The organism is Geomonas azotofigens (genome assembly GCF_018919395.1).
In the GTDB taxonomy this organism is placed as follows: Bacteria; Desulfobacterota; Desulfuromonadia; order Geobacterales; family Geobacteraceae; genus Geomonas; species Geomonas azotofigens.
The window spans coordinates 753,199-780,167 of record NZ_JAHLME010000001.1 but is presented as its reverse complement, the minus strand read 5'-3'; the positions used below and the strand labels follow the sequence as shown (position 1 = coordinate 780,167).

The 26,969-nt window shown below is 64.2% G+C and carries 24 protein-coding genes; 21 read left to right on the top strand and 3 right to left on the bottom strand.

Annotated features, from left to right (window positions below; all coding sequences use genetic code 11):
• Nucleotides 1–92: 92 nt before the first annotated feature.
• The 3 genes from mfd (at nt 93) to KOL99_RS03455 (ending at nt 5,639) form a co-directional block, all read left to right on the top strand.
• On the top strand, nt 93–3,566 hold the full coding sequence (mfd, locus tag KOL99_RS03465) for a transcription-repair coupling factor (protein WP_216509080.1): 3,474 nt from the start codon (nt 93–95) through the stop codon (nt 3,564–3,566).
• A 57-nt stretch (nt 3,567–3,623) separates the two neighbouring features.
• The gene (locus KOL99_RS03460) at nt 3,624–4,580 is read left to right on the top strand and encodes a peptidylprolyl isomerase (RefSeq protein ID WP_216509079.1); all 957 of its coding nucleotides are present in this window, start codon (nt 3,624–3,626) and stop codon (nt 4,578–4,580) included.
• A gap of 96 nt (nt 4,581–4,676) precedes the next feature.
• A complete protein-coding gene (locus tag KOL99_RS03455; protein WP_216509078.1) occupies nt 4,677–5,639 on the top strand; it encodes a peptidylprolyl isomerase in 963 nt (320 codons plus the stop codon).
• A 72-nt stretch (nt 5,640–5,711) separates the two neighbouring features.
• Here KOL99_RS03455 and KOL99_RS03450 read toward each other — a convergent pair whose 3' ends face one another.
• Nucleotides 5,712–6,605, bottom strand: a complete 894-nt coding sequence (locus KOL99_RS03450) for a DnaJ C-terminal domain-containing protein (RefSeq protein ID WP_216509077.1) — start codon at nt 6,603–6,605, stop codon at nt 5,712–5,714.
• Nucleotides 6,606–6,756: 151 nt separating this feature from the next.
• On the opposite strand from KOL99_RS03450, the gene KOL99_RS03445 reads away from it, so the two are divergent.
• Nucleotides 6,757–7,956 (top strand): protoporphyrinogen/coproporphyrinogen oxidase, encoded by a 1,200-nt coding sequence (locus KOL99_RS03445; protein WP_216509076.1) that lies wholly within the window; start codon nt 6,757–6,759, stop codon nt 7,954–7,956.
• A 122-nt stretch (nt 7,957–8,078) separates the two neighbouring features.
• On the top strand, nt 8,079–8,885 hold the full coding sequence (locus KOL99_RS03440; protein WP_216509075.1) for a four helix bundle suffix domain-containing protein: 807 nt from the start codon (nt 8,079–8,081) through the stop codon (nt 8,883–8,885).
• Here the strand turns inward: KOL99_RS03440 and KOL99_RS03435 are convergent.
• The gene (locus KOL99_RS03435; RefSeq protein ID WP_236025748.1) at nt 8,882–9,439 is read right to left on the bottom strand and encodes a hypothetical protein; all 558 of its coding nucleotides are present in this window, start codon (nt 9,437–9,439) and stop codon (nt 8,882–8,884) included. The genes KOL99_RS03440 and KOL99_RS03435 overlap by 4 nt on opposite strands.
• A gap of 103 nt (nt 9,440–9,542) precedes the next feature.
• On the opposite strand from KOL99_RS03435, the gene KOL99_RS03430 reads away from it, so the two are divergent.
• The gene (locus KOL99_RS03430) at nt 9,543–10,019 is read left to right on the top strand and encodes a peroxiredoxin (RefSeq protein ID WP_216509074.1); all 477 of its coding nucleotides are present in this window, start codon (nt 9,543–9,545) and stop codon (nt 10,017–10,019) included.
• Between the two features lie 73 nt (nt 10,020–10,092).
• On the opposite strand, the gene KOL99_RS03425 is transcribed toward KOL99_RS03430, so the two are convergent.
• Nucleotides 10,093–10,464 carry a hypothetical protein gene (locus KOL99_RS03425; RefSeq protein WP_216509073.1) on the bottom strand — a complete coding sequence of 124 codons (372 nt, stop codon included), beginning with the start codon at nt 10,462–10,464 and terminating at the stop codon, nt 10,093–10,095.
• A 225-nt stretch (nt 10,465–10,689) separates the two neighbouring features.
• Between KOL99_RS03425 and KOL99_RS03420 the strand changes: the two genes are divergently transcribed.
• The 15 genes from KOL99_RS03420 to KOL99_RS03350 all read left to right on the top strand — a co-directional run bounded on the left by KOL99_RS03420 (nt 10,690) and on the right by KOL99_RS03350 (nt 26,895).
• A complete protein-coding gene (locus KOL99_RS03420; RefSeq protein ID WP_216509072.1) occupies nt 10,690–11,229 on the top strand; it encodes an acyloxyacyl hydrolase in 540 nt (179 codons plus the stop codon).
• Nucleotides 11,230–11,365: 136 nt separating this feature from the next.
• On the top strand, nt 11,366–11,821 hold the full coding sequence (locus KOL99_RS03415) for a GreA/GreB family elongation factor (RefSeq protein ID WP_216509071.1): 456 nt from the start codon (nt 11,366–11,368) through the stop codon (nt 11,819–11,821).
• Between the two features lie 178 nt (nt 11,822–11,999).
• Nucleotides 12,000–13,412, top strand: coding sequence for a GspE/PulE/PilB domain-containing protein (locus KOL99_RS03410; RefSeq protein WP_236025805.1), 1,413 nt, complete (start codon nt 12,000–12,002; stop codon nt 13,410–13,412).
• 103 nt (nt 13,413–13,515) lie between these two features.
• Entirely contained in the window at nt 13,516–13,917 is a 402-nt protein-coding gene (locus tag KOL99_RS03405; RefSeq protein ID WP_216509069.1) for an NADH-quinone oxidoreductase subunit A, read from the top strand.
• Complete coding sequence (locus tag KOL99_RS03400) at nt 13,914–16,298, top strand: NADH-quinone oxidoreductase subunit B/C/D (RefSeq protein ID WP_216509068.1); 2,385 nt, start codon at nt 13,914–13,916, stop codon at nt 16,296–16,298. Before KOL99_RS03405 ends, KOL99_RS03400 begins: the two co-directional genes overlap by 4 nt.
• A gap of 21 nt (nt 16,299–16,319) precedes the next feature.
• Nucleotides 16,320–16,793, top strand: a complete 474-nt coding sequence (gene nuoE, locus KOL99_RS03395) for an NADH-quinone oxidoreductase subunit NuoE (protein WP_216509067.1) — start codon at nt 16,320–16,322, stop codon at nt 16,791–16,793.
• A gap of 111 nt (nt 16,794–16,904) precedes the next feature.
• Complete coding sequence (locus KOL99_RS03390) at nt 16,905–18,167, top strand: complex I 51 kDa subunit family protein (RefSeq protein ID WP_216509066.1); 1,263 nt, start codon at nt 16,905–16,907, stop codon at nt 18,165–18,167.
• Nucleotides 18,168–18,173: 6 nt separating this feature from the next.
• Nucleotides 18,174–20,111, top strand: a complete 1,938-nt coding sequence (locus tag KOL99_RS03385; protein ID WP_216509065.1) for a 2Fe-2S iron-sulfur cluster-binding protein — start codon at nt 18,174–18,176, stop codon at nt 20,109–20,111.
• Between the two features lie 192 nt (nt 20,112–20,303).
• Nucleotides 20,304–21,293 (top strand): NADH-quinone oxidoreductase subunit NuoH, encoded by a 990-nt coding sequence (gene nuoH, locus KOL99_RS03380; RefSeq protein WP_216509064.1) that lies wholly within the window; start codon nt 20,304–20,306, stop codon nt 21,291–21,293.
• A gap of 45 nt (nt 21,294–21,338) precedes the next feature.
• On the top strand, nt 21,339–21,788 hold the full coding sequence (locus tag KOL99_RS03375) for an ankyrin repeat domain-containing protein (RefSeq protein WP_216509063.1): 450 nt from the start codon (nt 21,339–21,341) through the stop codon (nt 21,786–21,788).
• 137 nt (nt 21,789–21,925) lie between these two features.
• On the top strand, nt 21,926–22,456 hold the full coding sequence (gene nuoI / locus KOL99_RS03370; RefSeq protein WP_216509062.1) for an NADH-quinone oxidoreductase subunit NuoI: 531 nt from the start codon (nt 21,926–21,928) through the stop codon (nt 22,454–22,456).
• A gap of 117 nt (nt 22,457–22,573) precedes the next feature.
• Nucleotides 22,574–23,059, top strand: a complete 486-nt coding sequence (locus KOL99_RS03365) for an NADH-quinone oxidoreductase subunit J family protein (RefSeq protein ID WP_216509061.1) — start codon at nt 22,574–22,576, stop codon at nt 23,057–23,059.
• The gene (gene nuoK, locus KOL99_RS03360; RefSeq protein WP_216509060.1) at nt 23,056–23,364 is read left to right on the top strand and encodes an NADH-quinone oxidoreductase subunit NuoK; all 309 of its coding nucleotides are present in this window, start codon (nt 23,056–23,058) and stop codon (nt 23,362–23,364) included. The genes KOL99_RS03365 and nuoK overlap by 4 nt, the downstream gene beginning before the upstream one ends.
• Before the next feature lie 139 nt (nt 23,365–23,503).
• The gene (gene nuoL / locus KOL99_RS03355) at nt 23,504–25,381 is read left to right on the top strand and encodes an NADH-quinone oxidoreductase subunit L (RefSeq protein WP_407931845.1); all 1,878 of its coding nucleotides are present in this window, start codon (nt 23,504–23,506) and stop codon (nt 25,379–25,381) included.
• A gap of 35 nt (nt 25,382–25,416) precedes the next feature.
• Nucleotides 25,417–26,895 carry a complex I subunit 4 family protein gene (locus KOL99_RS03350; protein ID WP_216509059.1) on the top strand — a complete coding sequence of 493 codons (1,479 nt, stop codon included), beginning with the start codon at nt 25,417–25,419 and terminating at the stop codon, nt 26,893–26,895.
• Nucleotides 26,896–26,969: the final 74 nt, after the last annotated feature.

Below are 26,969 nucleotides of genomic sequence, written 5' to 3'. Positions count from 1 at the left end.
GCCTTGCGTCTGGATAATCGGCCCCGTTTTTGCTATGCTCAACCGGTGCTAAAGAGCTCCACCCACCAAAGCGAAAGGCCCCGCCCGATACGATGACCATGCCCGAAGCGCAGTACCTGAAAAAGCTCAACGAGAAACTGACTCCCCCCTCCTGCCACGTGAGCGTGACGGGGCTCGAGGGGGCGGCCCCGGCCTACCTCCTCTCGCGGCTTGCCGACGACGGAGCGCCGCCGCTGGTCGTGCTAACCCCCGACCAGGAGAGCGCCGACGAGATCGCCCGTGAACTGCGCTTCTTCACCGCCCGACCGGATGCCGTGCTCCCCTTCCCCGCCTGGGACGTCACCCCCTTCGAGGCCGCCTCGCCGCACCCCGATCTGGTCGGCGAGCGGCTGAACGCCCTGGTCCGCCTCCTGGACGGCGGCGCGCGGATGCTGGTGCTCCCGGTGGCGAGCGCCCTGCAGCGCGTCATCCCGCGCCTCACCCTGGGCGGGGTCTGCCAGTACCTGGTGGCCGGCGAGGAGCTGGAGCGCGACGGCCTGGTCGAGAAGCTGGTCAAGCTCGGCTACTCCCACGTCCCCCTGGTCGAGGACCGCGGCACCTTCTCGGTACGCGGCGGCATCCTCGACATCTTCCCGCCCGACCGGGAGCAGCCGGTGCGCATCGAGTTCTTCGGGGACACGGTGGAGACCATGCGCCTCTTCGACCCGGTCTCCCAGCGCTCCCTGGAGCCGCTCGAGGAACTGGTGCTGCTCCCCTCGCGCGAGGTGATCCTCTCGGAGCAGGTGGTGAAGGATCTCGCGCCGAGGCTCAAGCGCCGCTGCGACCACCTCGGCATCGGCGCCGACCGGCGCCGCGAGCTCCTGGAGCAGCTGCAGCACGCCATCTACCCGCCGGGGGTCGAGTTCCTGCAGCCCCTGTTCCACCCGCAGCTGGAGACCATCCTCGACTACGTGGGCGAGGGGGCCATACGGGTCCTGGTCGACCCGGACGCCATTGCCGATGCGCTGCAGCGCTTCGGCGACGACCTCGACAGCGCAGCCAAGCGCGCCGAGCTGCGCGACGCCATCGTCTGCGACCCGGCCGAGCTCTACCTCTCGGCGCAGGAGCTGGAGCGCGCCATCGCCGGGGGCCGCCGCCTGGAGTTCCCCCGCCTGGAGATCGAAGGGGAGGGTGGCGAGAAGCTCCGCGTCCCCTGCGCCGGGAACCAGGACCTGAAACTGGACACCAACCAGGAAGGGGAGCGCGTGCTCGCCCCCTTGACCGAGAAGATGGTGACCTGGATCGCGGCGGGAAACCGCGTGCTGATCCCCTGCCACCAGGCCGGGCAGGCCAGAAGGCTCTACGAGCTTCTGTCCCACTACCGCCTTCCCCTGGAGCACTCCCAGGACTCCTTCCGGAGCGCCGCCGCCCGCCCCGCCGGCCGGGTCGAGATCCTGATCGGCGAGATCTCGCGCGGCTTCCGCCTGGAGGAGGAGCGCCTGGTGGTGATTGCCGAGGAGGAGATCTTCGGCAAGAGGGTGAAGCGGCGCGGCCTCTCCGAGGCCAAGAAGAAGCAGCTCCTCACCTCGCTGGCGGAATTGAAGCCGGGCGACCACATGGTGCACATCGACTTCGGCGTCGCCCTCTACCGCGGGCTGCAGCACTTAAGCCTCACCGGCCTGGAGGGGGATTTCCTGCTCCTCGAGTACGCCGGCGGCGACAAGCTCTACCTCCCGGTGGACCGCATCAACCTGGTGCAGCGCTACGTCGGCGCCGAGGGGATCGAACCGAGGCTGGACCGGCTGGGCGGGGCCGGCTGGGAAAAGGCGAAGGCCAAGGCCCGGGCCGAGATCCAGGAGATGGCGGCGGAACTGCTGAAGATCCACGCCGCCCGCGAGATCGAGGAAGGGTACCGCTTCTCGCCGGCCGACGACATGTACCGCGCCTTCGAGGCCTCCTTCGCCTTCGAGGAGACCCCGGACCAGGCGGCCGCCATCGACCAGGTCATCGCCGACATGGAAAGCCCGCGCCCCATGGACCGCCTGGTCTGCGGCGACGTCGGCTACGGCAAGACCGAGGTCGCCATGCGCGCCGCCTTCAAGGCGACCCTGGACGGCAAGCAGGTGGCCATCCTGGTGCCGACCACGGTGCTCGCCCAGCAGCACGCGGAGAGCTTCGCGACGCGGCTCAAGGATTACCCGGTGCGGGTGGAGATGCTGTCGCGCTTTCGCACCCCGCAGCAGCAAAAGCAGATCCTGGAGGGGGTGAAGAAGGGGGAGGTCGACATCGTGATCGGCACTCATCGCCTCTTGCAAAAGGACGTGGTCTTCAAGGACCTGGGGCTTTTGATCGTGGACGAGGAGCAGCGCTTCGGCGTGGCCCACAAGGAGAGGCTCAAGCAGTTCCGGGCCGTCGTGGACATCCTCACCCTGACTGCGACCCCTATCCCGCGCACCCTGTACATGTCGCTCATGGGGATCCGGGACCTCTCCATCATCGACACCCCGCCGGTGGACCGGCTCGCCATCAAGACCTTCGTCTCCCGCTCCTCGGACGAGCTGATCCGCGAGGCGGTACTCAGGGAGCTCAGGCGCGGCGGCCAGGTCTTCTTCGTGCACAACCGGGTGCAGTCGATCGGCGCCATGGCCGAGGAACTGCGGCGCATCGTCCCGGAGGCGAAGATCGCCGTCGGCCACGGCCAGATGGCTGAGAAGGAGCTGGAGCAGGTGATGCTCTCCTTCATGCACGGCGAGGCAAACCTGCTTCTGTGCACCACCATCATCGAGAGCGGCCTGGACATCCCCACCGCCAACACGCTGATCGTGAACCGCGCCGACACCTTCGGTCTCTCGCAGCTCTACCAGCTGCGCGGCAGGGTGGGGCGCTCCAAGACCCGCGCCTATGCCTACCTCCTCATCCCGGGAGAGGGGTCGATATCCTCCGACGCGCGCGAGCGGCTGAAGATCATCCAGGAGCTTACCGAGCTGGGGGCGGGGTTCAGGATCGCCACGCACGACCTGGAGATCCGCGGCGCCGGCGACCTGTTGGGTGCCCGCCAAAGCGGCGACATCGCGGCGGTCGGTTTCGAACTCTACACGGAGCTTTTGGACGAGGCGGTGCGGACCCTCAAGGGGGAGGCGCTCCCGGACCGGGTGGAACCGGAGATCAAGCTCAAGGTGCCGGCCTTCATCCCCGAGGATTACGTGCGGGACCCGAACCAGCGCCTGCTCATCTACAAGAAGCTGACCCAGCCCGCCGACGAGGCCGAGGTCGACGACATCCGCGAGGAGCTCGCCGATCGCTTCGGGCCGCTGCCGGTCGCGGCGCTCTACCTCCTCGAGGTGATGCGCCTGCGCGTCGCCCTGAAACGGCTCCTGGTGAAGGAGATCGAGTACTCGGGCAACGAGCTCTCGCTCGCCTTCCACGAGAGGACGCCGGTGTCACCGGACGCCATCACCGGCCTGTTGCGGAAAGAGAAAGGAAAATACAGGTTTACACCGGACTTCCGGCTTTACGTGCGGGTCGCCGACGGCTCGTTCGACGGGGTGCTGGCGGAAGCCAGAAATGTCTTGAAATGCCTAGTCTGATATGCTAGCGTTCCCCGGATTGGAATAAATTTACGCTAATAACAAAAGGAGCCAATCGTGCACTTCAGCAAAACCGCCGCAATACTTTTCATCGCACTCAGCGTCGCCTTCACCGGCTGCAAAAAGCAGGAGGGGGCCACCGAGGCGAAACAGGAAGGTCCGGGTAAGGGGATCGTCCTCGCCGAGGTGAACGGCGCCAGCATCACCGACAAGGATTTCTACAAGGAGCAGGCCGCCCTTCCCCCCCAGCTCAAGCCGATGACCGAGACCCCGGAAGGGAAGAAGGAGATGGTCGACACCATGGTGGTGCGCGAACTGATCCTGCAGCAGGCCGCCAAGGACGGCATCGACAAGAGTCCGGAAGTTGCCGCCAAGCTCGAGGACCTGAAAAAGCGGGTCATCGTCGAGGCCTTCCTCAAGAAGAAGATCGAGGAGTCCGGCAAGGTGAGCGACGCCGAGATGCAGGACTACTACAACAAGAACAAGGACAAGTTCAAATCCGACGCCCAGATCCGCGCCAGCCACATCCTGGTGAAGTCCGAGGCGCAGGCCAAGGAGATCGAGAAGCAACTCAAGGCAGGCGCGAGCTTCGAGGAACTGGCCAAGAAGAACTCCATCGATGGCGCGGCCCCCAAGGGTGGCGACCTCGGCTGGTTCAGCAAAGGCTCCATGATTCCTGACTTCGAGAAGGTCGCCTTCGGCCTCAAGGACGGCGAGACCTCCGGGATCGTGAAGACCCAGTTCGGCTACCACATCATCAAGAAGACCGGCTCCCGTCCTGCCGGCGCCCGCACCCTGGACGAGGTGAAGGACGAGATCAAGGCGGCCCTGGCACCGGCCAAGCAGCAGGAGACCTTCAAGCAGCTCAAGGAAGACCTGAAGAAGCAGGCCAAGGTTTCCGTGAAGGAAGACGCGCTCAAGGAGCTGGGTGGCGAAGGCGCCAAGGGGGGCGCGGCCCATCCCGGCATGCCCGGCCAGGAAGCACGGCCGGCTCAGCCCGCCAAGGGCAAGTAGGCACGACGGTCAGGCTACAACCGAAGAACCGACGGCCGGGCGCGAGCCCGGCCGTTTTTGCACAGACGCCGCGCCCAGCGGCCACAGAGAGAACCCATGGTTAAGATCATCATCGCCTGTTGCATGCTGTCCCTTTTCGCGGCCGCTCCGACCTTCGCCGCCGCGAAACCGTTGAGCGGCATCGCCGCCATCGTCAACGACGAGGTCATCACCAGCACCGACCTCGACAAGGAATACTCCCAGATGCAGAAGGAAGCCGAAAAGCTTCCCGCCGCCGAGAGGAACGTGCAAAGAAGCGCCGCGCTGAACCGTTTGGTGGACCGCAAGCTGGTCGAGCAGAAGATCCGCGAGCTGGACATCAAGGTAACCGACGAAGACGTGCGCCTGGCCATCGAGGACGTAAAGAAACAGAACAACCTCTCCCAGGAGGCGCTGGAGAAGGCGCTGGCCAGCCAGGGGCTCACCTTCCCGCAGTACAAGGTGCAGCTCAAGGAGCAGCTGGAGCGGATGCGGCTCATGAGCCAGGAGGTCCGCTCCAAGATCCAGGTTGGTGAGCGCGAGATGCGCGAATACTACGAGGCGCACCGGGCCGACTACGGCGGCGGCAGCGAGACCTTCCACGCGCGGCACATCTTCTTCAAGCTCGATTCGAAGGCGAGCGCCGAGGAGGCCGCCAAGACCACGAAGCTCGCCGAGGAGGTGCTGGCCAAGGCCCGGGGCGGCGAGGACTTCGTGGAACTGGCCAAGAAGTACTCGCAGGATCCCGCGGCCGCCAAGGACGGGGGGGACCTGGGCACCTTCAAGAGGAGCGACATGCTGGCCGAGATCGGCAACAGCGTCGCCGCCATGAAGCCCGGTGAGGTGAGTTCGCTGGTGGCGAGCCCGGCCGGTTTGCACATCATCAAGCTGGAGCAGAAGAGCCAGGAGAAAGGGCGCCCCTTCGAGGAGGTGAAGGATTCCATCGAGGAGCAGCTCTACAAGAAGAAATCCGATGACCGCTTCAACCAGTGGGTCAAGGACCTGCGTAGCGCCGCCAGCATCGACATCAAGCAGCCCTGATGCCTTGCCATAACGAAAAAAATCCCCCTCACCGGACCCGGGAGGGGGATTTTTTTGCCTGCCTTTGAACGCCTAGAGTTCTTCCGCCGCCAGTCGCTCCACCAGGTCGCGCTGTCGCGCCGTCAGCTTTTCGGGCACGTGCACCGCAATCCTCACGTACATGTCGCCACGCGTCTGCGATCCCAGCACCGGGAAGCCCAGCCCCTTCAGGCGCACCTTGGTGCCCGACTGGATGCCGGCCGGGATCTTGATCCTCTTGGTCCCCTCCATGGTCGGCACCTCGATGTGGCCACCGAGCACCGCCAGGGAGAAGCGCACCTCGTGGTTGAGCACGATATCGGCCCCCTCGCGCTGGAACAGGGGATCGGTCCCCACCGTCACCGAGAGGTAGAGGTCGCCGGCAGGGCCGCCCATGCGCCCCGGCGCGCCGCGCCCGGCCACCCTGAGCCTCGCCCCGGATTCGATGCCGGCCGGGATCTTGACCGAGAGTTCCTCGCGGGCGCCGTCGCGCATGAAGGCCACCCGTTTCTCCGCGCCGTCGTAGGCATCGCGGAAGGTGACCTGGATCTCCATGGAGAAGTCCTCTCCCTTGGCGGCCATGGGACGGCCGCGGCCGCCACGCTGCCGCCGCACCGCGTCTCCGAAAATACGGGAGAAGATGTCGTCGGTGCCAAAGCCCTGGTCGCGGAACATGTCGTCGACGTTGAAGCCCCTGAAGATGTCCTCCTGCGAGAACCGCTGGTGGAAATCGGTGGAGCCGAACTGGTCGAACTGTTCTTTCTTTTTCGGGTCGGACAGGACCGCGTACGCCTCGTTGATCTCCTTGAAGCGCTCCTCGGCCTGCTTGTCGCCCGGGTTCTTGTCCGGGTGATACTTGACGGCGAGTTTGCGGTAGGCCCGCTTGATTTCGTCGGCCGAGGCGCCTTTTTTGAGTCCGAGTACTTCGTAATAATCTCTCTGCGCCATGTTTAATTCCCTTTCACACTTGCTTGGTTTTAGCTCCACAGAATGTAATAGCTGACCCAGTGGTTGTCAACATGTTGTAAACCTTGACAACCCGCTGCAGGCGCGCTTATATAGGCTGGAATTAACGACCCTTAAAAACAGGAGTTGCCAGATGAAGCAATTCGACGCCATCGTCATAGGTGCAGGGATCAGCGGTCTCAGTTTCGCAAGCCATGCAGCTGCCAAGGGGCTGAACACGCTGGTCCTCGAGAAGAGCGACCGGCCGGGCGGCTGCTTTCATTCGCACCGTTTCGAGGGGAGCGCGGCCGGGTTCTGGCTGGAGCTGGGCGCCCATACCTGCTACAACTCATACGGCGGATTGCTGGAGCTGATGGAGAGACACGGCCTGATGGGAAGCATCCTCCCCAGGGAAAAGGTGTCGTTCAAGATGCTGGTCAACAACGAGGTGAAGAGCATTCCCTCGCAGCTTTCCTTCCCCGAGTTGGCCTGCTCCGCATGGAAGCTGTTCACCCTTAAAAAGGACGGGGCGAGCGTCGCCTCCTATTACGGCAGCATCGTCGGCCGCAGCAACTACGACCGGGTCTTCGGTCCCGCGTTCAACGCCGTCATCTCGCAGCGTGCCGACGACTTCCCCGCCGACATGCTGTTCAACAAGCGTCCAAGGAGAAAGGACGTCATCAAGAGCTTCACCCTTCAGGGCGGGCTGAACAGCGTCATCGACAAGCTGGCCGTCGCCGACCTGGTGACCCTGCAGACCGGCGCCGAGGTGGCGCGTATCGCCAAGGGCAGCGACGGCTACACGGTGGAGCTTGCCGACGGGACCACGTACCAGGCGCAGCGGCTGGCCCTGGCCGTTCCTCCCCCCGCGAGCGCCAAGCTTGCCGCCGAGATCGCGCCGGAGCTCTCCAAGGTGCTCAGCCAGGTCAAGCTGGAGACCATCGAGAGCGTCGGGGTGGCGGTGCAGAAGAGCAAACTGAAGCTCCCGCTTCTGGCCGGCCTGATTCCGATCGGGGAGGAGTTCTATTCCGCGGTCTCCAGGGACACCGTGCTCCATGACAGCTACCGCGGCTTCAGCTTCCACTACAAAGCCGGGAAGGTTTCGTTGGAGGCCAAGCTGAAGCGGATCGCGTCCGTATTGCAGGTTCAGACAGCAGATCTCGAGCAGGTGGTGCAGCGCGAGAGCCAGCTACCGTCTCCGGTGGTCGGCCACAAGGCCCTCACCGACCAGATCGACCGTTTGGTCCAGGCGAGCAACCTCTACGTCACCGGCAACTACTTCGCCGGGATGGCCGTCGAGGACTGCATCGTCCGCTCCAAGAAGGAGTTCGAGAGGCTGGCCGCATCGCTGTAACGCCAGCCGGCAGATTACTGTGGCAAAAGCCCGTCCACGAAGTGGGGCGGGCTTTTTTTGAGCCTGCTTACGGCTGCTTCAAGGCGCTATGGTAAAATGCCTGCTGGCCGAGGAGGGTTGCCATGGGCGAAACCGAAGCGGGAAAGCTGTTGCAGAGCCACGGGGGGTATCGTCAGTTGAAGAGTTTTCAGCTGGCCCAGTTGGTATATGACCTGACCGTCCGCTTTTGCGACCGCTATATCGACAAGCGCAGCCGGACCCATGACCAAATGGTCCAGGCAGCCCGGAGCGGCGTACAGAACATCGCCGAAGGGAGCCAGGCCTCGGGGACCTCGAAGAAGACTGAGTTGAAGCTGACCAACGTCGCCCGTGCCAGCCTGGAAGAGCTGCGCCTGGACTACCAGGACTTTCTGCGTCAGCGCAGGCTGCCGCAGTGGGACCGGCTGGACCCGCGCCGCGCGGACCTGGTTGCCCAGCGCTGTAAAAGCGCCGACGAGGTAGCGCGGTGGGTGGTGGAGGTTTGCAAGGGTGGAAACGGTGGACAAAGTGGACATGGACTGAGTGGACCCAATGGACAACATGGACAACGAAGTGGACAGCCGGCTACCAAAGTAGCCGGGTCCACAGGGTCCACCGGGTCCACCGGGTCCACCGGGTCCACCGGGTCCACAGGGTCCACCGGGTCCACAGGGTCCACAGGGTCCACAGGGTCCACAGGGTCCACAGGGTCCACAGGGTCCACAGGGTCCACAGGGTCCACAGCCCGCGGCTATGCTGAGGCGGCGGCCAACGCTGCGCTTACCCTCATAGCCGTGGCATGCTCGCTACTGGAGCGCCAACTGCAGGCCCAGGCGGCGGCTTTCGAGCGCGAGGGGGGCTTCACCGAACGCCTCTACCGCACCAGAACGCAAGGCCGCAACCGCGCCTAAAGCCCCCACCGCCACATACACAACCCGACCGCCCCACCATACAGCAGCACCCCGACGGGACTGGAAAGGGCAACCTTCAGATCCTGCCCCGACGGTATCGAACTGTAGCTGAAAACATAGATGGCGACATACATCAGCAGTGTGTGCGGCAGGTCCGCCAGGAACCACGTACTCCATCCCAGGTACAGGTAATAGGCGACAACGTTCAAACAAAGCGGCGCAAGCGCCGAGGGAAGCGCGGAAACCGGTCCGGGATTGCCGATGGTAACCGACCCGAGCACCCATCGGCCGGGGCCATCCCGGCGGGGTATAACAGTGAAGCCCACCGGTCGGCCGCCGGTGACCGCGGCCACCAGCAGGTGGGACAGCTCGTGCAGCAGCGTCCCGGGGAGCGCCCAACAGATCTGCCAAAAGGCACCGGCCCTTCCCACCCTCGCCTGCAATACCGCCAGCGCAATTACCAGCAGCACCCCCGCAAAGTGATGCCACCGTTCCGGATCCACCGCGACCTGCATCATCCCGCCCATATCCCCCCTCCAGAGAATCTGCAGCATAACCCGAATCCGGACCGGTTACAACAACGCGATTCCCCTTGCGAACTACCGCCATTCTGCTATGGTTTATGAGTTAATGAGAAGCACATCCAAGGAGGCCATCATGTTTTTGGAAGGACAGAACGCACCCGACTTCAAACTGCTGGGGAGCGACGGCAAGGAGCACACGCTCGCGGACTACCGGGGCAGGATCCTGGTTCTCTTCTTCTACCCCAGGGACAACACCCCCGGCTGCACGGCTGAGGCAGTTGGCTTCGCCAAGCTGCAATCGCTCTTCGAGCAGCTCGGCGCGGTGCTGGTCGGGGTTTCCAAGGACTCTATGAAGTCCCACGACAAGTTCATCGCCGATTTCAAGCTCCCCTTCACCCTCCTCTCCGACCCGGACGCCTCGGTGATGAAAAGGTACGGTGCCTTCGGAGAAAAAGTCCAGTACGGCAAGACCACCATGGGCACCATCCGATCCACCGTCGTGATCTCACCGGAAGGGATCGTCATCAAGCACTGGCTCAAGGTCGCCAAGGCCTCCGAACATCCGGACAAAGTGCTCGATTTCTTCAAGATGCTGGCGAAGGGACGGTAGGCAAAAGAAAAGGGGCGAAAATCTTCGCCCCTCTCTTTTTCACCCTGACAGCCGGCGCTGTGGCGTCAGCCTATCAATCCACGTAGTTGTAATTCGTCTCCGAATCCAGGATCTTCACCATGGACTCTGCAGAGTACGGATACTCTGTCTGGACTTCCTCGACTTTCCTGTTAGGCGGCGGGGTCCATTGCAGTACCCAATCCCCATCTCTTTTTACCTTGGAAATCCTGCCCTGACAGCGGGCTTCAAGCGTGCGCCACATCTCATCTTCGTTGATCAGTTCGAAGCCGTCGATCTTCTCACCCTCTTTCAGGTTCTGCAAGAACCTGTCAAGCAGGTCGAAGTCAATGAAGTCCTCCTCATTGCGCCACCACTTGATGAATACCCGGTCGGGGTGAGCACCCTTCGCCTCTCTGATCTCTTTTACCAGTTGGTATCCTTTCATGGCCACCTCCTTCGGGCTTGTTACTGCCTGCCTCTTTCTGCCTGATAGCGCCTATTAAATAGTACATCCCGCGTTGTTTTTACGCAAGCGACAGTGTACTAGCCCGTCCCGAAGCTGTGGCCGGAAAGGGACCTTCTCCCGCCCTGTCTGCTGTCAGGCGCTTGAATTTAAAAAATTACCCGCTTAAATGTTATGTCGTTAACTCAACCTAACTCGGAGCGTGCCATGACAAGAATCCTCCGCCTGGTTTTGATCGCATTTGCTCTGTCTTTGGGAGCAGCAGGTTCCGCGTCGGCCAATAACTGGGGGCCTTTCGGCGTGCGAGGAGGATTCTCGGTCGACCGCAAAGACCACGGTGCGGAAACAGTCGAGGCTTTCGCCAGCTACCAACTCCCCTGGAGCCTGCGCAGCAAGGGCGGCTGGGGGGTCTCCACCGAAGTTGCCCTCACGGCCGGCTCACTTTCCAGCGGCAAAGACTGCGGTTTCGTCGGCTCCTTTGGCCCCGCCTTCGACCTCGGCAATCCCGAATTCGTAGAACTCGACCTCGGTGTCAGCATCGCCATCCTCAGCCGCGACCGGTTCGGCGGCAGAGACTACAACGGCATCCAGCAGTTCATCTCCCACGCCGGCGTCATCTATCACTTCACCCCGGCCTTTGCCCTTTCCTACCGTTTCCAACACATGTCCAACGCGGGATTGAACGGTCAGATCAACCCCGGCCTGAACATGCACCTCTTCGGGATCAACTGGTACCCGGGAAGGTGAGCATCTTCCTTTTGACAGATCCGCTGCCGCGTTATAGTATCGGTCCCCGCCAAAGTCCGGGGCACGTCCTAAGACGGCCCCGGCAGGATATTTCAGCTTAGGAAGGTTCCCCATCGTTACCACCAGAAAGAGCCGTTTGCACCGGCTCATCATCGAAACACTGGCCCGCGACCTGTCGGTTTTGTCCGATGCCGCGAAAGCCGCCCATGAAGCCGCCATTCACGAAGAGAATATCCCCGACAACAAGTACGACACGCTGAGCTTGGAAGCCTCGTACGTGGCACAGGGGCAGGCGAACCGCGCCCAGGAATTGAAGCACTCCCTGCAGGCCTACCAGCGCCTCGCCCTGCAGCCCTTCAGCGAGGGGAGCAGCATCCGGCTTACCGCCCTGGTCACCCTCGAGGATGAGGAGGGAGCCAGGAAGACCTTCTTCATCGGGCCGCAGGAAGGGGGCCTGAAACTCCGGCTCGACGGCGAGGAGATCATGGTCATCACCGCCGGCTCTCCGCTGGGGGGCGAACTGCTCGGGAAATCACTCGGAGACGAGGTGGAACTGGGCAACAGCCGCTACGAGATCGTCGACCTGTGCTGAGCCGTGCAAGTCACCGTTTGTTATTGACATTGTCTTGCGGCGGCTCTAAATTAGCGCCTGGTTAACAGCGCGGTTTCTCTGCCGATCCGGCGGGTGACCGGCGCCTGCTCCTCGCCTTTCTGGCGCTGGCTGAATGAATTGAGCATGTAATGTTTTGGCGGAGGGTAGCTTGAAGAAAATGCGGTTAGGGGAAATGCTGGTCCAGGCAGGGAAGATCACTGCGGCCCAGCTTGATGAAACTCTCAAAGGACAGGCCATCTTCGGCGGACGTTTCGGTACCAACCTGGTGGAAATGGGGTACCTGGACGAGCAGGACCTGGCGGAGTTCCTGAGCCAGAAAATCGGCGTCGCGTACGCCCCTCCGGGGGATCTCCTCGATATCCCCCCACACATCATAAAGCTGATCCCGTTCGACTACGTCAAGAAGTACAAAGTCGTCCCCATCGCGCTCAACAACCGCAAAGTCACCCTGGCCATGGTCGATCCGACCGACCTGCACGCCATCGACGAGATCGCCTTCGCTACGGGCTACATCATCGTCCCGGTCGTCGCGGCGGAGCTGCGCATCGTAACGGCCATGGAGAAGTACTACGGGATCAAGCGCGAAGTACGCTACATCAGCGTCGAAGGCGGCAGCAGGGGCCGGACCAAGCATCACGCCTCCCATTCTGCCACGCCACATCAGGCTGCGCCGGCCGCACGGGTGGTGACAGCCCCCCCGCCTCCACCGGCACCCAAACCGACCCTCGATGAGTGGCCCGCCCAGACGGAGGAGGAATTCCTCGATCTCCCCATGCTCGAGGAATTGAGCCTGGAGACGCTGGAGCCGGCGGCGGTATCATCCCCGGCGCCAGTCCAGCCCGCAGTCCAGCCCGCAGTCCAGCCCGCAGTCCAGCCCGCAGTCCAGCCGCCGGCCCAATCCGCACCCCCGGTCGCCCCGGCGGCGACGCCTGGCACCGCGCAGACGGCCACACCGGCCCCGGCACCCGCGCCGGAGACTGCGGCACCGGCAGCGCCGCCCACGACCGAGCCTCCCCCACAGCAGCCAGCGCCCGCCGCGGTGGTCGAACTGTACCAGGAGGAGTTCGAGGAACCGGAACAGGACTACTCGATGGACAGCGTTCTGGCAGGGCTCGCCGAGGCCGATGACCGCGACTGGATCGCCGAATTGATCACCGGACACCTGGGGCCCCAGTTCAGGCGGGTCGCCTTCTTCCTGCTGCGCGGCGGACGCGCGACCGGCTGGATGGCGCGGGTCGACAACAAGCCGGTTCCCGAGTTCGAGGGGCTGGAGCTGTCCCTGAGCGAGCCGTCGGTGCTCAACGTGGTGGACCAGAGCAAGAGCTTCTTCCTGGGCCCGATGCCGCCCACTCCCGGCAACCAGGCCATCATGGAGGCGCTGAAGGGGGGCACGCCGTTCAACAACCTGCTGGTGCCACTGATGATGATGGGACGCGTGGTCGCCGTCCTCTACGTCGGCGGGGGGAGCACGCCTCTTGACGAGAAGGTGCCCGAAATACAAAAGCTGATCGCCAAAGCGGCCATGGCTTTCGAGATCCTGATCCTGAAGAGCAAGATAATGATGACGTAATCTAATGATCCCATCGCCTCACGCGGGCTAATTGACTTTCAGCGGCGCTACGCTAGATTATACGGGTACTAAAATCCCCTGTGATTCTCATTGAAAGGCCGGTATGCCAGTCACCGCACAGCAGGTCGAGTTCATCCCCCTTGCCATTTACACCGCCCTCGCGGTGGGGCTGATTGGCGTCCTGCTGGCGGCAGCCTATTTCCTCGGTTCGGGCCGGGATACCCCCGACAAGCACATACCGTATGAATCCGGAGTGGTCCCGACCGGGACCGCCCGTCATGCCTCACAAGTCCCCTTCTACCTCATCGCCATTTTCTTCATCGTCTTCGACGTCGAAGGCTCCTTCATCCTGACCTGGGCCACCGCCTGGGACCTGCTCGGGATACAGGGGCTGGTGCACATCACCGTCTTCGTCATCATCCTGATGTTGGGGCTGATCTGGCTCTGGATGAAGGGGGGGCTCGAATGGGGCCCTTCCGCTATCCGCATGCGAGGTAAACATTGACCGAGAGGGACGACGAAAACATACCGCAAAACGTCCTCCTCACCTCCTTGGACGACCTGATCAACTGGGGGAGGGCGAACTCACTCTGGCCGATGTTCTTCGGTCTTTCCTGCTGCTTCGTGGAAATGATGGCTTCCTTCACCTCGCGCTACGACGTCTCGCGCTTCGGCGCCGAGGTGCTGCGCGGCACCCCGCGCGAGGCCGATCTCATGGTGATCGCGGGGACCGTCTTCAAGAAGATGGCCCCGAGCATCCTCAGGCTCTACGACCAGATGGCCGAGCCCAAGTGGGTCATCTCGATGGGGAGCTGCGCCAACTCCGGCGGCATGTACGACGTCTACTCCGTGGTGCAGGGAGTGAACCAGATCCTGCCGGTCGACCTGTACATCCCCGGCTGTCCGCCGCGTCCGGAATCCTTCCTGGAAGGGCTCATGCTGCTGCAGCAGAAGATCAGGAGCGAGGAGCGCCCCACCCGGCCGGTGCTGCGCATGCAGGGTGGCACCCAGGGGACCGTCGCCCCCATCCTCGTCGACGGCGTCACCAAGTCCCGCGATACGCGCGGCCCCGGCATGGAAGGGATCCCGATCCGCGGTACCGCGATGCAGCACCCCCACTTCGCCGCGCCGCGCTCGGATGAGCTCTGGCGCCCGAAACAGCCCCGCCTCCCCTATCCCGACTTCGGCCTGGAAGAGGAGCTGCAGGCGGCGTTCAACGGCGAGGTGAGAAGGGACGAGGCGGCGGCCGACATGCTCACCTACCGCGCGCCCGCGCGCCTGGTGCCCGAACTCCTGAAGCACCTGAAACAGAGGAAGTCCTCGCCCTTCCGTCGCCTGGAAGACATCGCCTGCGTGGACGAGTCCTGCCGCCGCGACCGGGGCCGCTTCCGCGACTTCACCGTGAACTACCACCTCACCTGCTTCGACACCCCCGGCAGGATCCGGATCAAGACCGAGCTCGCCGGCGAGTACCCCGAGACTCCCAGCGTCACCTCCGTCTTCCCCGTCGCCAACTGGTACGAGCGGGAAGCCTACGACATGTTCGGCATCCGCTTCGCCGGGCACCCCAACCTGAGCCGGATCCTGATGCCGCCGGACTGGCAGGGGCACCCGCTCAGGAAGGAACATCCGTCCCGCGCCACGGAGATGCCCGCGTACACGGCGGAGGAGGCGCGCGGACGCAGGACGCTGCCGGCCAGCGACTTCTTCGATCGCGTCGATGACGAGACCCTGATCCTGAACCTCGGCCCCCAGCACCCCGGCACCCACGGCGTTGTTCGCTTCGTGCTCAAGCTCTCCGGCGAGGAAATCGTCGACATGGACACCGAGATCGGCTACCACCATCGTGGCGCCGAGAAGATCGGGGAGCGCCAGAATTGGCACCAGTACATCCCCTACACCGACCGGGTCGACTACCTTTCCGGCGTGCAGAACAACCTCGCCTACGTGAATTCGGTGGAGAAGCTGTGCGGCATCGAGGTACCGGAGCGGGCCCAGTACATCCGGGTCATGCTCTGCGAGCTGTTCCGGATCGCGAACCACCTGGTCTGGCTGGGAACCTTCGCCGCCGACATCGGCGCCATGACCCCGGTCTTCTACACCTTCACCGACCGCGAAAAGATCTTCGACATCGTCGAATCGGTCACCGGCGGCCGCATGCACCCGGCCTGGTTCAGGATCGGCGGCGTGGCGGACGACCTTCCCGAGGGGTGGATGGCCAAGGTGCAGGCGTTTTTGGACTGGTTCCCGCCGCGGCTCGCCGAATACGAGAAACTGCTGACCGGCAACCCCATCTTCACCGCGCGGCTCAAGGGGGTCTCGGCCATAACCAAGGACGAGGCGCTCGAGTGGGGCCTCACCGGGCCGATGCTGAGGGCGTGCGGCTTCGCCTGGGACCTGCGCAAGACCATGCCCTACTGCGGTTACGACCGCTTCGACTTCCAGGTCGCCACCGCGGAGGGAGGCGACTGCTACGCGCGCTACCTGGTGCGCATGGAGGAGATGCGGCAGTCGCTCTCCATCGTCAAGCAGGCGGCCGCAGGGATGCCGGGGGGGCGCTGGATCTCGTCCGACTACCGCTACACGCTGCCCCAGAAGCGCGACGCCCTGGAAGACATCGAGTCGCTGATCCACCACTTCGTCAACGCCACGCGCGGCATGTCCCCCCCCAAGGGGGAGTGCTACGCGCCGATCGAGGCACCCAAGGGAGAATACGGCTACTTCGCCGTTTCCGACGGCCTGCACACCGCCTACCGCATGCGGATCAGGACGCCGACCTTCCCGCACATCCAGTCGCTGCCGCAGTTGAGCAAGGGGTGGCTGGTGTCGGACTTCCTCGCCATCCTGGGCTCGCTCGATTTCGTCCTGGCGGACCTGGACCGGTAGTTAGCAAGGAGAGAACCGGGGATGATACCCGAGACGCTGAAAATATCGCTTGAGGCGCGCGTTGCCTCCGCCATCACCGCCCGCGAGGCCGCGGTGGACGTGATGAAGGAGCTGCAGGCCCACTACGGCTGGCTGACCGACGAGGCGGTCGAGGAGGCCGCGACGCTGCTGGGGCTTTCGCCGTTGCAGGTGGAAGAACTGGCCACCTTCTACGAGATGATCTACCGCCGTCCGGTGGGGAAAAAGGTGATCCATGTCTGCGACTCCATCTCCTGCTGGTGCGCCGATTGCGACAAGATCATCCAGTACCTGAAGGACAAGCTCGGCGTCGGCCTGGGCGGCACCACGGCGGACGGCATGTTCACCCTGATCCCCTGCTGCTGCATGGGGATGTGCGGCGACAGCCCGGCCATGTCGGTGGGCGGGACGCCGTACGGCAGGCTGACCACGGAGCTGGTGGACGAAATACTGGAAGCGGAGCGACATAAGGCGTAACACCTCCTCCCCCCGGAGGGGGGAGGTCGGGAGGGGGGTAGCGCAGCCTCGAACTCCCCCTCCCCAACCCTCCCCCTCCGGGGGAGGGAGATAACTGACCAATAGGATGGCATGGAACTCCCTCTTTTCCGACATAACCGCCCCGACCGCGTCGTCACCTTCGACGAGTACCGCGAGGAGGGGGGCTTCGAGGGGCTGAAGAAGGCCTTCTCCGGGATGAGCCCCAACGACGTGCAGCAGGCGGTGCTCGACTCGGGGCTTAGGGGACGCGGCGGCGCCGGCTTCGCCACCGGCAGGAAGTGGTCCTTCGTCCCCCGCGACCTCCCCGGGCCGCGCTGGCTCATCTGCAACTGCGACGAGATGGAGCCGGGAACCTACAAGGACCGGGTGCTCCTGGAGCACAACCCGTACAGCCTGATCGAGGGGATGACGCTCGCCTGCTACGCGCTCGGTGTCCGGCACGCCTTCATCTTCATCCGGAAGGGGTACGAGAAGGCGGCAGCCAACCTGGCGCGCGGCATCGAGGAGGCCAAGCAGGCGGGCCTGCTCGGCGAGCACATCCTGGGGAGCGAGCACTCCATCGAACTCGACCTGCATCTCTCCGCCGGCCGCTACATCTGCGGCGAGGAGACCGCGCTGATCAACGCCCTGGAGGGGAAGCGCCCCAACCCGCGCTCGAAGCCCCCCTTCCCGGCGGTGAAGGGGCTCTGGCAGGGGCCGACCGTGGTCAACAACGTGGAGACCCTGGCCAACGTCCCGGCCATCGTCGCCAACGGCGCCGCCTGGTTCAAGGGACTGGCGCTCAACCCGGAAGGGGCCGGCAGCAAGCTCTTCTGCGTGAGCGGCTCGGTCAAGAACCGCGCCTGCGTCGAGCTCCCCATCGGCACCACGCTCGGCGACATCATCGACGGCGCCTGCGGCGGCATGCGCGACGGCAAGAAATTCAAGGCCTGCATCCCGGGTGGGGCGTCGACCCAGTTCCTGAAGCCGGAGCACTGGAATCTCCCCATGGACTACGAGACGGTCGCCAAGGCGGGCTCCCGGCTCGGCTCGGGCGGGGTGATCGTCTTCGACGAGGGGCACTGCCTGGTGGAGGCGACCCTGAACCTGATCAACTTCTTCGCCCGGGAATCCTGCGGCTGGTGCACGCCCTGCCGCGAGGGGCTGCCGTACGTGAAGGAGATCCTGACCCGGATCGAGAACGGTCGCGGCGAGGAAGACGACATCGCCATCCTGCGCGAGCACGTGAAGTACCTGAACTACACCTTCTGCGCCCTCGCCCCCGGCGCCATGGCCCCCCTGGACGGCCTGCTGCGGGATTTCGAGGACGAGGTGCGGGAGCATATCGTGAAGAGGAAGTGCCCGCTGAAATAGGAACTTATGCCCAAGCTGATCATCGATGACATACCGGTGGAGGTCGCGCCGGGGACCAGCGTGCTGGAGGCGGCGCGCAGCGTCGGGATCACCATCCCGCACTTTTGCTACCACCCGGCCCTGGCCATCGCCGCCGCCTGCAGGCTGTGCGCGGTGAAGCTCCTGGACGGCCCGGTAAAGGGAATCCAGATGTCCTGCGCGCTGCCGGCCCAGGACGGCATGGTGGTCTCCACCACCGATCCCGAGGCGCTCAAGATGCGCTCCCTGGTCATCGAGTGGCTCATGCTGAACCACCCGCACGACTGCCCGGTCTGCGACGAGGGGGGCGAGTGCCTGCTCCAGGACTTCACCATCGCCGGGGGGCACAGCCGACGCCGCTACCAGGGCAAGAAGCGCACCTTCCAGAACCAGTACCTGGGCGAGGGAATCCATCACGAGATGAACCGCTGCATCGAGTGCTACCGCTGCGTCCGTTTCTACCAGGACTACGCCGGCGGCACCGACTTCGGCGTGATGGGGAGCGCGGGACGGGTCTACTTCGGCCGGTTCCAGGAGGGAGCACTGGAGTCCCCCTTCTCGGGCAACCTGGTGGACATCTGCCCCACCGGCGTCTTCACCGACAAGACCGGGCGCTTCCGTGCCCGCTACTGGGATTACCAGTTCGCCCCGTCGATCTGCCAGCATTGCTCGGTCGGGTGCAACACCTCGCCGCAAAACTTCGAACGCGAGACGATCAAGATCGTCGGGCGCCGCAACGACCAAGTAAACGGCTGGTTCATCTGCGACCGCGCCCGCTTCGACAAGACCTACCTGAACGACCCGCAGCGGCCGCGGGAGCCCCGCCTGGACGGCGCCACCTGCGGCTACGACGTCGCCGTGGACGCGGCGGCGAAATCGATCAGGGAGTTCGTGCGCCAACACGGCGCCGACAAGCTCGCCTTCGTCGGATCAACCAGGCTCTCGCTGGAAGGGATGATCCTGCTGGCGCAGCTTGCCGATGCAGCGGGCGGGGCCAGGATCTGCTATTTCGGCGACGCCGGCCAACAGCAGGGGAGCATGGCGGCGGCCAAGCTTCTCAACGAGGAAAACACGGCCTACGTGAAGGACATCGAGCAGGCGCAGTGGGTCTCTTTGCATGCCCTCGACCTGATGGAGGAGGGCCCGATGCTGGCCCTGGCGGTGCGCAAGGCATTCCTGGCCGGTGCACAGATCTTCCTGGTAGCGGCGGAGGCTTTGCCGGCGCGGGACGTGCTCCCCTTCAAGTACACATCGGTGGAGACCCTGAACCAGGTTCCCTTCGAGGGGGGCGGCAAAGGGGTGATCATCTGCGGTGCCGGCAGCAAGGATCCCGATCTGTTGGCGGAAATGGCCTCCAGCGGCGCAAAGCTGGTCATGCTGCAGCCGGGTCCGAACGGGTTCGCGGCCGCGCTCCTCGCGCAGGAACATGGCGCCGCCCCGTTGAAGGAACTGGTGGCGGCCCGGCAGGTGCGGGGGGTGGTGTGCTTCGAGGCCGATGTGCCGGAAGTGTTGCTCGCCGACGTGGAGGTGCTCGCAAACGCGGATTGGCGCCGGGAGGCGGTGACGGACACAAGCCCCATCTTCCTCCCCACCACCACCTGGGTGGAATCCGACGGTACCGCGATCAACTTCGAGGGAAGGGCGCAACGGTTTCAGCGCACGAGAATCGCCGGTCTCCCCTTGAAGGGGCTCGACCCGAAGTACTACGGCAGTGCCACCGAGGCCGTCAGCCTGCACCCGCCGCGGGTGCACCGCAAGGAGGTCCCGGGCGGAGCCGAACGGGACGCCTGGCGCGTGATGGCGCAGCTGATCGAGCGGCTTGGGGGCGAACCGATCGAGCCGTTGTCCGGCAAATGGAGTTCGCTGAAGAGCCTCGACCCGGAGGGAGAAGGGGTACGTATTTTCGAGATCGGTCTGGGCGAATGATTATTCGCCCCTACAGCGTGAGCACAGCTCCTCCCCCCGGAGGGGGGAGGTTGGGAGGGGGGCAACTGCCGGCAAAGGAATTCCCCCTCCCTGTCCCTCCCCCTCCGGGGGCGGGGACGTGACACAGAGGAAACAGTACTAGAACCGGGCGAAGAACATTCGCCTGTTCCCGCCACGGCGGGAGGAACGCTTATGACCTGGACTGCCACCGACATAGCGCTGATGCTCGGCAAGATCGTGCTGCTCTACGCCATCATCCTCACCGGCGCCGCCTACCTGGTGCTGGCGGAGCGGCGTATCCTGGGCTTTCTCCAGGACCGGATCGGCCCCAACCGGGTCGGTCCCTTCGGGCTGTTGCAGCCCCTGGCCGACGTGATCAAGATGATCACCAAGGAGGACATGATCCCGAAGGCCGCCGACCGCCTGCTCTTCTCCATGGCGCCGGCCATGGCCGCCATTCCGGCCATACTGACCTTCGCCATCATCCCGGTGGGGGCGCCGCTGCAACTCTTCGGGCGCCAGGTGAGCCTGCAGATCGCCGACCTGAACGTGGGGGTGCTCTTCTTCATGGCACTCTCCTCCGTCGCGGTCTACGGCGTGGCTCTGGGCGGGTGGGCGTCCAACTCGAAGTACGCCCTTTTGGGGAGCATCCGCGGCCTTTCCCAGTTGATCTCCTACGAACTCTCCATGGGACTGTCGCTGGTCCCCGTGGTGATGCTCTCCAAGTCGCTGAGCCTCGCCGACATCGTCAACGCGCAGGCGGACATGCCCTTCATCGTGTACCAGCCGGTCGCCTTCGTCATCTTCCTGGTCAGCATCCTGGCCGAGTGCCGCAGGATCCCGTTCGACCTTCCCGAGGCGGAGGGGGAACTGGTGGCCGGCTTCCACACGGAATACTCCGGGATGCGCTTCGGGCTCTTCTTCGTCGGGGAGTACATCAACATCATCTCGCTGAGCTCGCTCGCCTCGCTCTTTTTCCTGGGGGGATGGCGCGGGCCGCTGCTGCCGCCGATCGTGTGGTTCTTCATCAAGGTCGGATTATTCTCGTTCCTGTTCATCTGGGTCAGGGGAACCCTCCCACGCCTTCGCTACGACCAGCTCATGCACCTGGGCTGGAAGTTCCTGACACCGCTAGCTCTTCTCAATATTCTAGTCACCGGGTGGTGGCTGGCTTTACGATAAGAGGCGTTGTACTGGGCAATGTATTCTCACAAAGGAGGAACTGCGATGACAACAACCGTGGAAGTCGAGTTGGGGGCAGGGTTCAGGGCACAGGTGGATGCGGTGGACAAAAACGGCCACACCGCTCTCATGGACGCAGCGAAGGCCGGCAACCTGGCCGAGGTGGTCGACCTGATGGAGCGGGGCGCCAACATCGCGGCCAGAAGCGACAAGGGTAAAACCGCGCTGCACTTCGCAGCGGCACACGGCAACGCAGACGTGGTACGCCTGCTGCTGCAAAAAGGGGCCGAGGTCGATGCCCGCGACCGTGACGGCCACACGCCTCTCATGCTGGCAGCCAACTATGGCTGCACCCAGACCACGCAGATGCTGGTCGACAGCGGGGCCGACCCGCTGGCAATGTCGTACTCCGGAACCACCGCCCTTGCCTACGCAGAGAACAACCAGCACAGACAAACCCTCGACGTCTTGATGAAGTCACTACGGCCCAACTAACACCTCCTTCCGGCAGGCAGCCCAGCGCTGCCTGCCGGGCCCCGGCCCGTACCGTTACATCGGTTGACGCAGCGGGCGGTCCTAACTGAATTTGCCGGCATCTACCACGGCACCAACGACACTTCGAGCAGGAACAGATGCCCATACTGAACGACATAAAAGAGATCCTGACCGGCCTTTCCATCACCTTCCGGCACATCTTCCGGAAGCCGGTCACGGTGCAATTCCCCGAGGAGCGCCGGGCCATGCCGGAGCGGTTCCGGGGCAGCATCGTGCTGACCCGCGATCCCGACGGCGCCGAGCGCTGCGTCGCGTGCTATCTGTGCTCCGGGGCCTGCCCCGTCGACTGCATCTCGATGGCCGCGGCGGAAGGGGAGAACGGCCGGCGCTACGCGGCGTGGTTCCGCATCAACTTCTCGCGCTGCATCCTGTGCGGCATGTGCGCCGAGGCCTGCCCGACGCTGGCCATCCAGATGTCGCCCGAGATGTTCCATTGCAGACGCCAGGTGATCGACATGGTCTACGAGAAGGAGGACCTGCTGATCGACGGCACGGGGAAGGATCCCGATTACAATTTCTACCGCCATGCCGGCATTGGTGTGGTGCAGCCGCGCGGTAGCGGCGCAGGTGAGCAGGCCCCGGCGGACCCGAGGAGCCTGTTGCCGTAGTCGGGCTAACTCCTCCCCCCGGAGGGGGGAGGTTGGGAGGGGGGCAACTGCCGGCGCAATGACTTCCCCCTCCCTAACCCTCCCCCTCCGGGGGCGGGGACGCTAAATCGGAGCGAAATGGAAGCGACCCTTTTCTACATACTGGCGGCGGTACTCCTGATCGGGATACTGCTCGCCATTACGGCCCGGCAGGCGGTGCGCTCCATCGTCTACCTGGTGACCTCGTTCTTCGCCCTGGCCCTGATGTTCTACCTCCTGGGGGCGCCGCTCATCGCGGCCTTCGAGGTGATCATCTACGCCGGCGCCATCATGGTGCTCTTCCTGTTCGTCATCATGATGCTGGAACTGGAGTCGCCAGAGAAGCTCGCCAAGCCGCACTTCAAGAACTGGCTCCCGGCCCTGCTCCTCGCGGGCGCGGTGGTCGGTGCGCTGGTGGTCCTGCTCTGCTCCCGCCTGCAGGCGGTGCCGCCGGGGTTCACCGAGATCCCGGTGCGCCAGTTCGCGTTCGCCCTGTTCAAGCAGTACGGGGTTGCCGTGGAGGTCGTTTCCATGCAGCTCCTCTTCGCGCTGGTGGGCGCGCTCTACCTCGGGAGGCGCAGATGAGCGTACCGCTTTCCCACGTGCTGATCGTGGCCTCGCTTATGTTCGCCATGGGCCTTGGCTGCGTGGTCGCCTGGCGCGCCAACGTGATCATGATGCTGATCGGTATCGAGATCATGCTGAACGCGGTGATGCTCACCTTCGTGGGCGGCTCCGCCCACTGGGGCATCGCCGACGGTCAGCTGTTCGCGCTGATGCTGATGGCTTTGACGTCGGCGGAGGTCTCGCTGGCGCTCGCCATGGTCGTCTACCTGCACCGGCGCAAGCAGACGGTCAACACGGACAACTTCGATTCAATGAAAGGCTAACTCCCATTCCCTCCCTCGGCCGGGGTGAGGGCGCTGGTAATTAGGAAACTGTTGCTAGGGCACCCCCCTCCCCCGCCCTCCGGGCACCCTCTCCCTTGGGGAGACGGTATGGACGGCAACAAGAATTGTAAGGATCACGATGCTGCCTACCTACCTGACATTGATGCTCCTGTTTCCGCTCCTGGGCGGCCTCACCTGCGCCGTCGCAGGGCGAAAGCTGCCGCGCGCGCTGGTGGAGGTGCTCGCCTGCGCCACGGTCTGGGGTAGCTTCGTCTGCGCCGTGCTCGCTGCCGCCGCCTACACCACACCGCAGGTGATTACCCTTGCCGACTGGTTCGCAAGCTTCGACCTTTCCGTTCCGATCTCGCTCTACCTCGACCCCCTCTCGCTCTCCATGGTGGTCATGATCGGCTTCGTCTGCGGGCTGATCCACGTCTATTCCGTGTACTACATGCGCGAGGACGAGGATTACGCGCGCTACTTCGCCCTGTTGAACCTGTTCGTGTTCGCCATGCTGACCCTGGTCCTCGGGGAGACCCTGCCGCTTCTGTACCTCGGCTGGGAAGGGGTGGGCTTCTGCTCTTACCTGCTGATCGGCTTCTGGTACTCGGATCCCGCCAACGCCGACGCGGGCAGAAAGGCCTTCATCACCACCAGGATCGGCGATGTTGCGCTCATGATCGCGCTGGCTTGGCTGTTCCAGCTTTTCGGCACCCTTTCCATCACCAAGGTGAACGGTATGGGCTTCCTGATGCCGGTCTCGGTCATCACCATGCTGGGCATCCTGTTCCTGATCGCCGCCATGGGCAAGTCGGCGCAGGTGCCGCTCATGGTCTGGCTCCCCGACGCCATGGCCGGCCCGACCCCGGTCTCCGCAATGATTCACGCCGCCACCATGGTCACCGCCGGTGTGTACCTGCTGGCGCGCCTGTTGCCGCTGATAGGCGCCTCGAAAGTCGCCCTCGCCGCCATCGCCGTCACCGGTGCGGTGACCGCCTTCTACGGCGCCACCTGCGCCTTAGCGCAGCGCGACCTGAAACGGGTGCTGGCCTACTCGACCATCAGCCAGATCGGCTACATGATGCTCGGCGTCGGAGCCGGTGCGGTGACCGCCGCGACCTTCCACCTGCTGGTGCACGCCTTCTTCAAGGCGCTGCTCTTCCTTGGCGCCGGCTGCGTCATTGCCGCCATGCACCACGAGCAGGACATCTACAAGATGGGTGGGCTCAGGCGTTCGCTGCCGCTGACATTCTGGAGCTTCCTGATCGGCGCGGCCTGCCTGGCCGGCATCCCGCTCACCGGCGGCTTCTTCAGCAAGGACAGCATCCTGCTCGCGGTCTGGCTCAAGGGTGGGGTTCTGTACCAGGCACTGTACCTGCTCGGGCTCATTACGGCGTTGATCACCGCTTACTACAGTTTCAGGCTGGTGTTCCTGGTCTTCGCAGGGGACAACGGCCACGTGCACCAAAGCTCAGGGCTTACCGTCATGCAGATCGTGCTGATCCCGCTCGCCATCCTCGGTCTGTTGGGCGGTCTGCTCGACCTCCCCGCCTACCTCGGGGGCGGGTTTCTGAGCGGCTTCTTCGCGTCGCTCCCCGCCGGCGACCTCCCGACCGCGTTGCACGAGCAGGAGATCGCACTGCAGGTCGTGGCCGGTATCGTGGCGCTGGTCGGTCTGCTCGCGGCGTACCTTCGCTATGGGAAGGCCCGTGCCGAGCGGATCCGGGAGGCGCAGGCACAACCGTCCTCACTGATCTCCTTCCTGGCCGGGGGCTGGTACTTCGACAAGCTGTACGACCTCGTGCTGATCCGCCCGTATCACACACTTGCCGGCTTCCTGTGGAAGGGCGTCGATGAAGGGGTGATCGATGCCTCTGTCGACGGTCTCGGTTCGGGCTTCGGCGGCGTGGGCCGGCTGCTCGGACGCTGGAGCACCGGGAAGGTCGCTGTCTATCTCATCAGTTTCGCCGCCGGGGGAGCCTTGATACTGGCCTACCTCGCCTGGCTCGCGCTGTAACGTAACCGGCGCCTGCGCGCCAACGGGAACTGCCGATGACTTCTCTCATCCCGATACTCACCCTGCTGATCTTCCTCCCGCTCTGCGGCTCGCTGCTGGTTTTCGCGCTCCGGCGCAGCGAGGCGGCGGCGCGGGGGGTCGCGCTAGCATTCGGCTTGGCGGAGCTCGCGCTGTGCCTCTGGCCGCTGGCGCTGACCGGCGAGAAAGCCGCGGGCGCGCCTGCCGGGTACTTCCTCTACCAGGATGCCGCGTGGATCGAGCGGTTCGGGATCCGCTACACGCTGGGCATGGACGGAATCAGCCTGGTCATGACCCTGCTGACCGCGTTCATCACCTTGATCGCCGTGCTCTCCGCCTGGCAGGTGAAGGAGCGCGCCGGGCTGTTCTTCTCCCTTTTGCTCGCCCTGCAGGCTGCGGTTCAGGGGCTGTTCCTGAGCCTCGACCTGTTCCTCTTCTACCTCTTCTGGGAGGCGATGCTGATCCCGATGCTGCTTCTGATCGGCGTATGGGGGAGCGGCCGGCCGGTGTACTCCACCATCAAGTTCTTCCTGTACACCTTCGTGGGCTCGCTGCTCATGCTGCTGGCCATCATCGCACTCTACCTGATGCACGGGGCGCAGAGCGGAAGCTACACCTTCGCCCTCCCCGAACTGGTTCATACCAGCATTCCGTATGACCTCGGCCTGTGGCTGTTCGCCGCGTTCCTGCTCTCATTCGCCATCAAGTTCCCGTTGTTCCCGCTGCACACCTGGCAGCCCGACGCCTACTGTGACGCACCCGCGGCCGGCACCCTGATGCTTGGCAGCCTCCTCTCCAAGACCGCCGCCTACGGCTTGATCCGCATCGCGTTCCCGCTCTTCCCCGAGGCATCGCGGGCCTTCACACCGCTGATCTACGTTGTGGCCGTGCTCGGCATCGGCTACTTCGCCTGGATCGCTTTCGCGCAGCGGGACATGAAGCGGATGCTGGCCTATTCGAGCGTCAGCCACATGGGCTTCGTCGCACTCGGAATCGCCGCCTGGAGCCCGGTCGCCGTCTCCGGCGCGCTGCTGCAGATGGTCAACCATGCCGTTACCACCGGCGCGCTCTTCGTTGCGGTCGGCATGCTGGAGGAACGGGCAGACAACCGCGATCTTTCCGGCTACGGCGGCACCTGGGGGAAGATCCCGGTCTTTTCCTTCTTCTTCCTGGTCTTCAACATGGCGTCCGCCGGGGTGCCGGGGCTGAACAACTTCGTCAGCGAGCTGATCATCCTGGTGGGGACCTTCAGGGTCGCGCCGCTGGCTGCCGCCCTCGCCTTCCTGGGCACTATACTCACTTTGGTCTACACGGTGCGGCTGGTGCAGGAGGTGGTATTCGGCAAAGAGAAGAAACCGCTGGATCTTAAGGACCTGTCGCTGAGAGAGGCGGGGGTGCTGGGCGTGATGGCGCTGGTGGTGGTTGCCCTCGGCGTGCACCCGGGGCCGGTGCTGGACTTGTTCAGGGCGCCGTTGGAGGTACTGCTTAAACCTTAACGACTTCTGTGAGTTATGGGAAGTCTGGGAGTTGCGGGAAGAATGGGAAAGCGAGCGCACTTATGCTGGTTTTC

Bases quoted from the DNA above. Each gene is read 5' to 3' on its own strand.
- mfd (WP_216509080.1), top strand. From the start codon at position 93: ATGACCATGCCCGAAGCGCAGTACCTGAAAAAGCTCAACGAGAAACTG.
- KOL99_RS03455 (WP_216509078.1), top strand. From the start codon at position 4,677: ATGGTTAAGATCATCATCGCCTGTTGCATGCTGTCCCTTTTCGCGGCC.
- KOL99_RS03450 (WP_216509077.1), bottom strand. From the start codon at position 6,605: ATGGCGCAGAGAGATTATTACGAAGTACTCGGACTCAAAAAAGGCGCC.
- KOL99_RS03445 (WP_216509076.1), top strand. From the start codon at position 6,757: ATGAAGCAATTCGACGCCATCGTCATAGGTGCAGGGATCAGCGGTCTC.
- KOL99_RS03440 (WP_216509075.1), top strand. From the start codon at position 8,079: ATGGGCGAAACCGAAGCGGGAAAGCTGTTGCAGAGCCACGGGGGGTAT.
- KOL99_RS03435 (WP_236025748.1), bottom strand. From the start codon at position 9,439: ATGCTGCAGATTCTCTGGAGGGGGGATATGGGCGGGATGATGCAGGTC.
- KOL99_RS03430 (WP_216509074.1), top strand. From the start codon at position 9,543: ATGTTTTTGGAAGGACAGAACGCACCCGACTTCAAACTGCTGGGGAGC.
- KOL99_RS03425 (WP_216509073.1), bottom strand. From the start codon at position 10,464: ATGAAAGGATACCAACTGGTAAAAGAGATCAGAGAGGCGAAGGGTGCT.
- KOL99_RS03420 (WP_216509072.1), top strand. From the start codon at position 10,690: ATGACAAGAATCCTCCGCCTGGTTTTGATCGCATTTGCTCTGTCTTTG.
- KOL99_RS03410 (WP_236025805.1), top strand. From the start codon at position 12,000: ATGCGGTTAGGGGAAATGCTGGTCCAGGCAGGGAAGATCACTGCGGCC.
- KOL99_RS03405 (WP_216509069.1), top strand. From the start codon at position 13,516: ATGCCAGTCACCGCACAGCAGGTCGAGTTCATCCCCCTTGCCATTTAC.
- nuoE (WP_216509067.1), top strand. From the start codon at position 16,320: ATGATACCCGAGACGCTGAAAATATCGCTTGAGGCGCGCGTTGCCTCC.
- KOL99_RS03390 (WP_216509066.1), top strand. From the start codon at position 16,905: ATGGAACTCCCTCTTTTCCGACATAACCGCCCCGACCGCGTCGTCACC.
- KOL99_RS03385 (WP_216509065.1), top strand. From the start codon at position 18,174: ATGCCCAAGCTGATCATCGATGACATACCGGTGGAGGTCGCGCCGGGG.
- nuoH (WP_216509064.1), top strand. From the start codon at position 20,304: ATGACCTGGACTGCCACCGACATAGCGCTGATGCTCGGCAAGATCGTG.
- KOL99_RS03375 (WP_216509063.1), top strand. From the start codon at position 21,339: ATGACAACAACCGTGGAAGTCGAGTTGGGGGCAGGGTTCAGGGCACAG.
- nuoI (WP_216509062.1), top strand. From the start codon at position 21,926: ATGCCCATACTGAACGACATAAAAGAGATCCTGACCGGCCTTTCCATC.
- KOL99_RS03365 (WP_216509061.1), top strand. From the start codon at position 22,574: ATGGAAGCGACCCTTTTCTACATACTGGCGGCGGTACTCCTGATCGGG.
- nuoK (WP_216509060.1), top strand. From the start codon at position 23,056: ATGAGCGTACCGCTTTCCCACGTGCTGATCGTGGCCTCGCTTATGTTC.
- nuoL (WP_407931845.1), top strand. From the start codon at position 23,504: ATGCTGCCTACCTACCTGACATTGATGCTCCTGTTTCCGCTCCTGGGC.
- KOL99_RS03350 (WP_216509059.1), top strand. From the start codon at position 25,417: ATGACTTCTCTCATCCCGATACTCACCCTGCTGATCTTCCTCCCGCTC.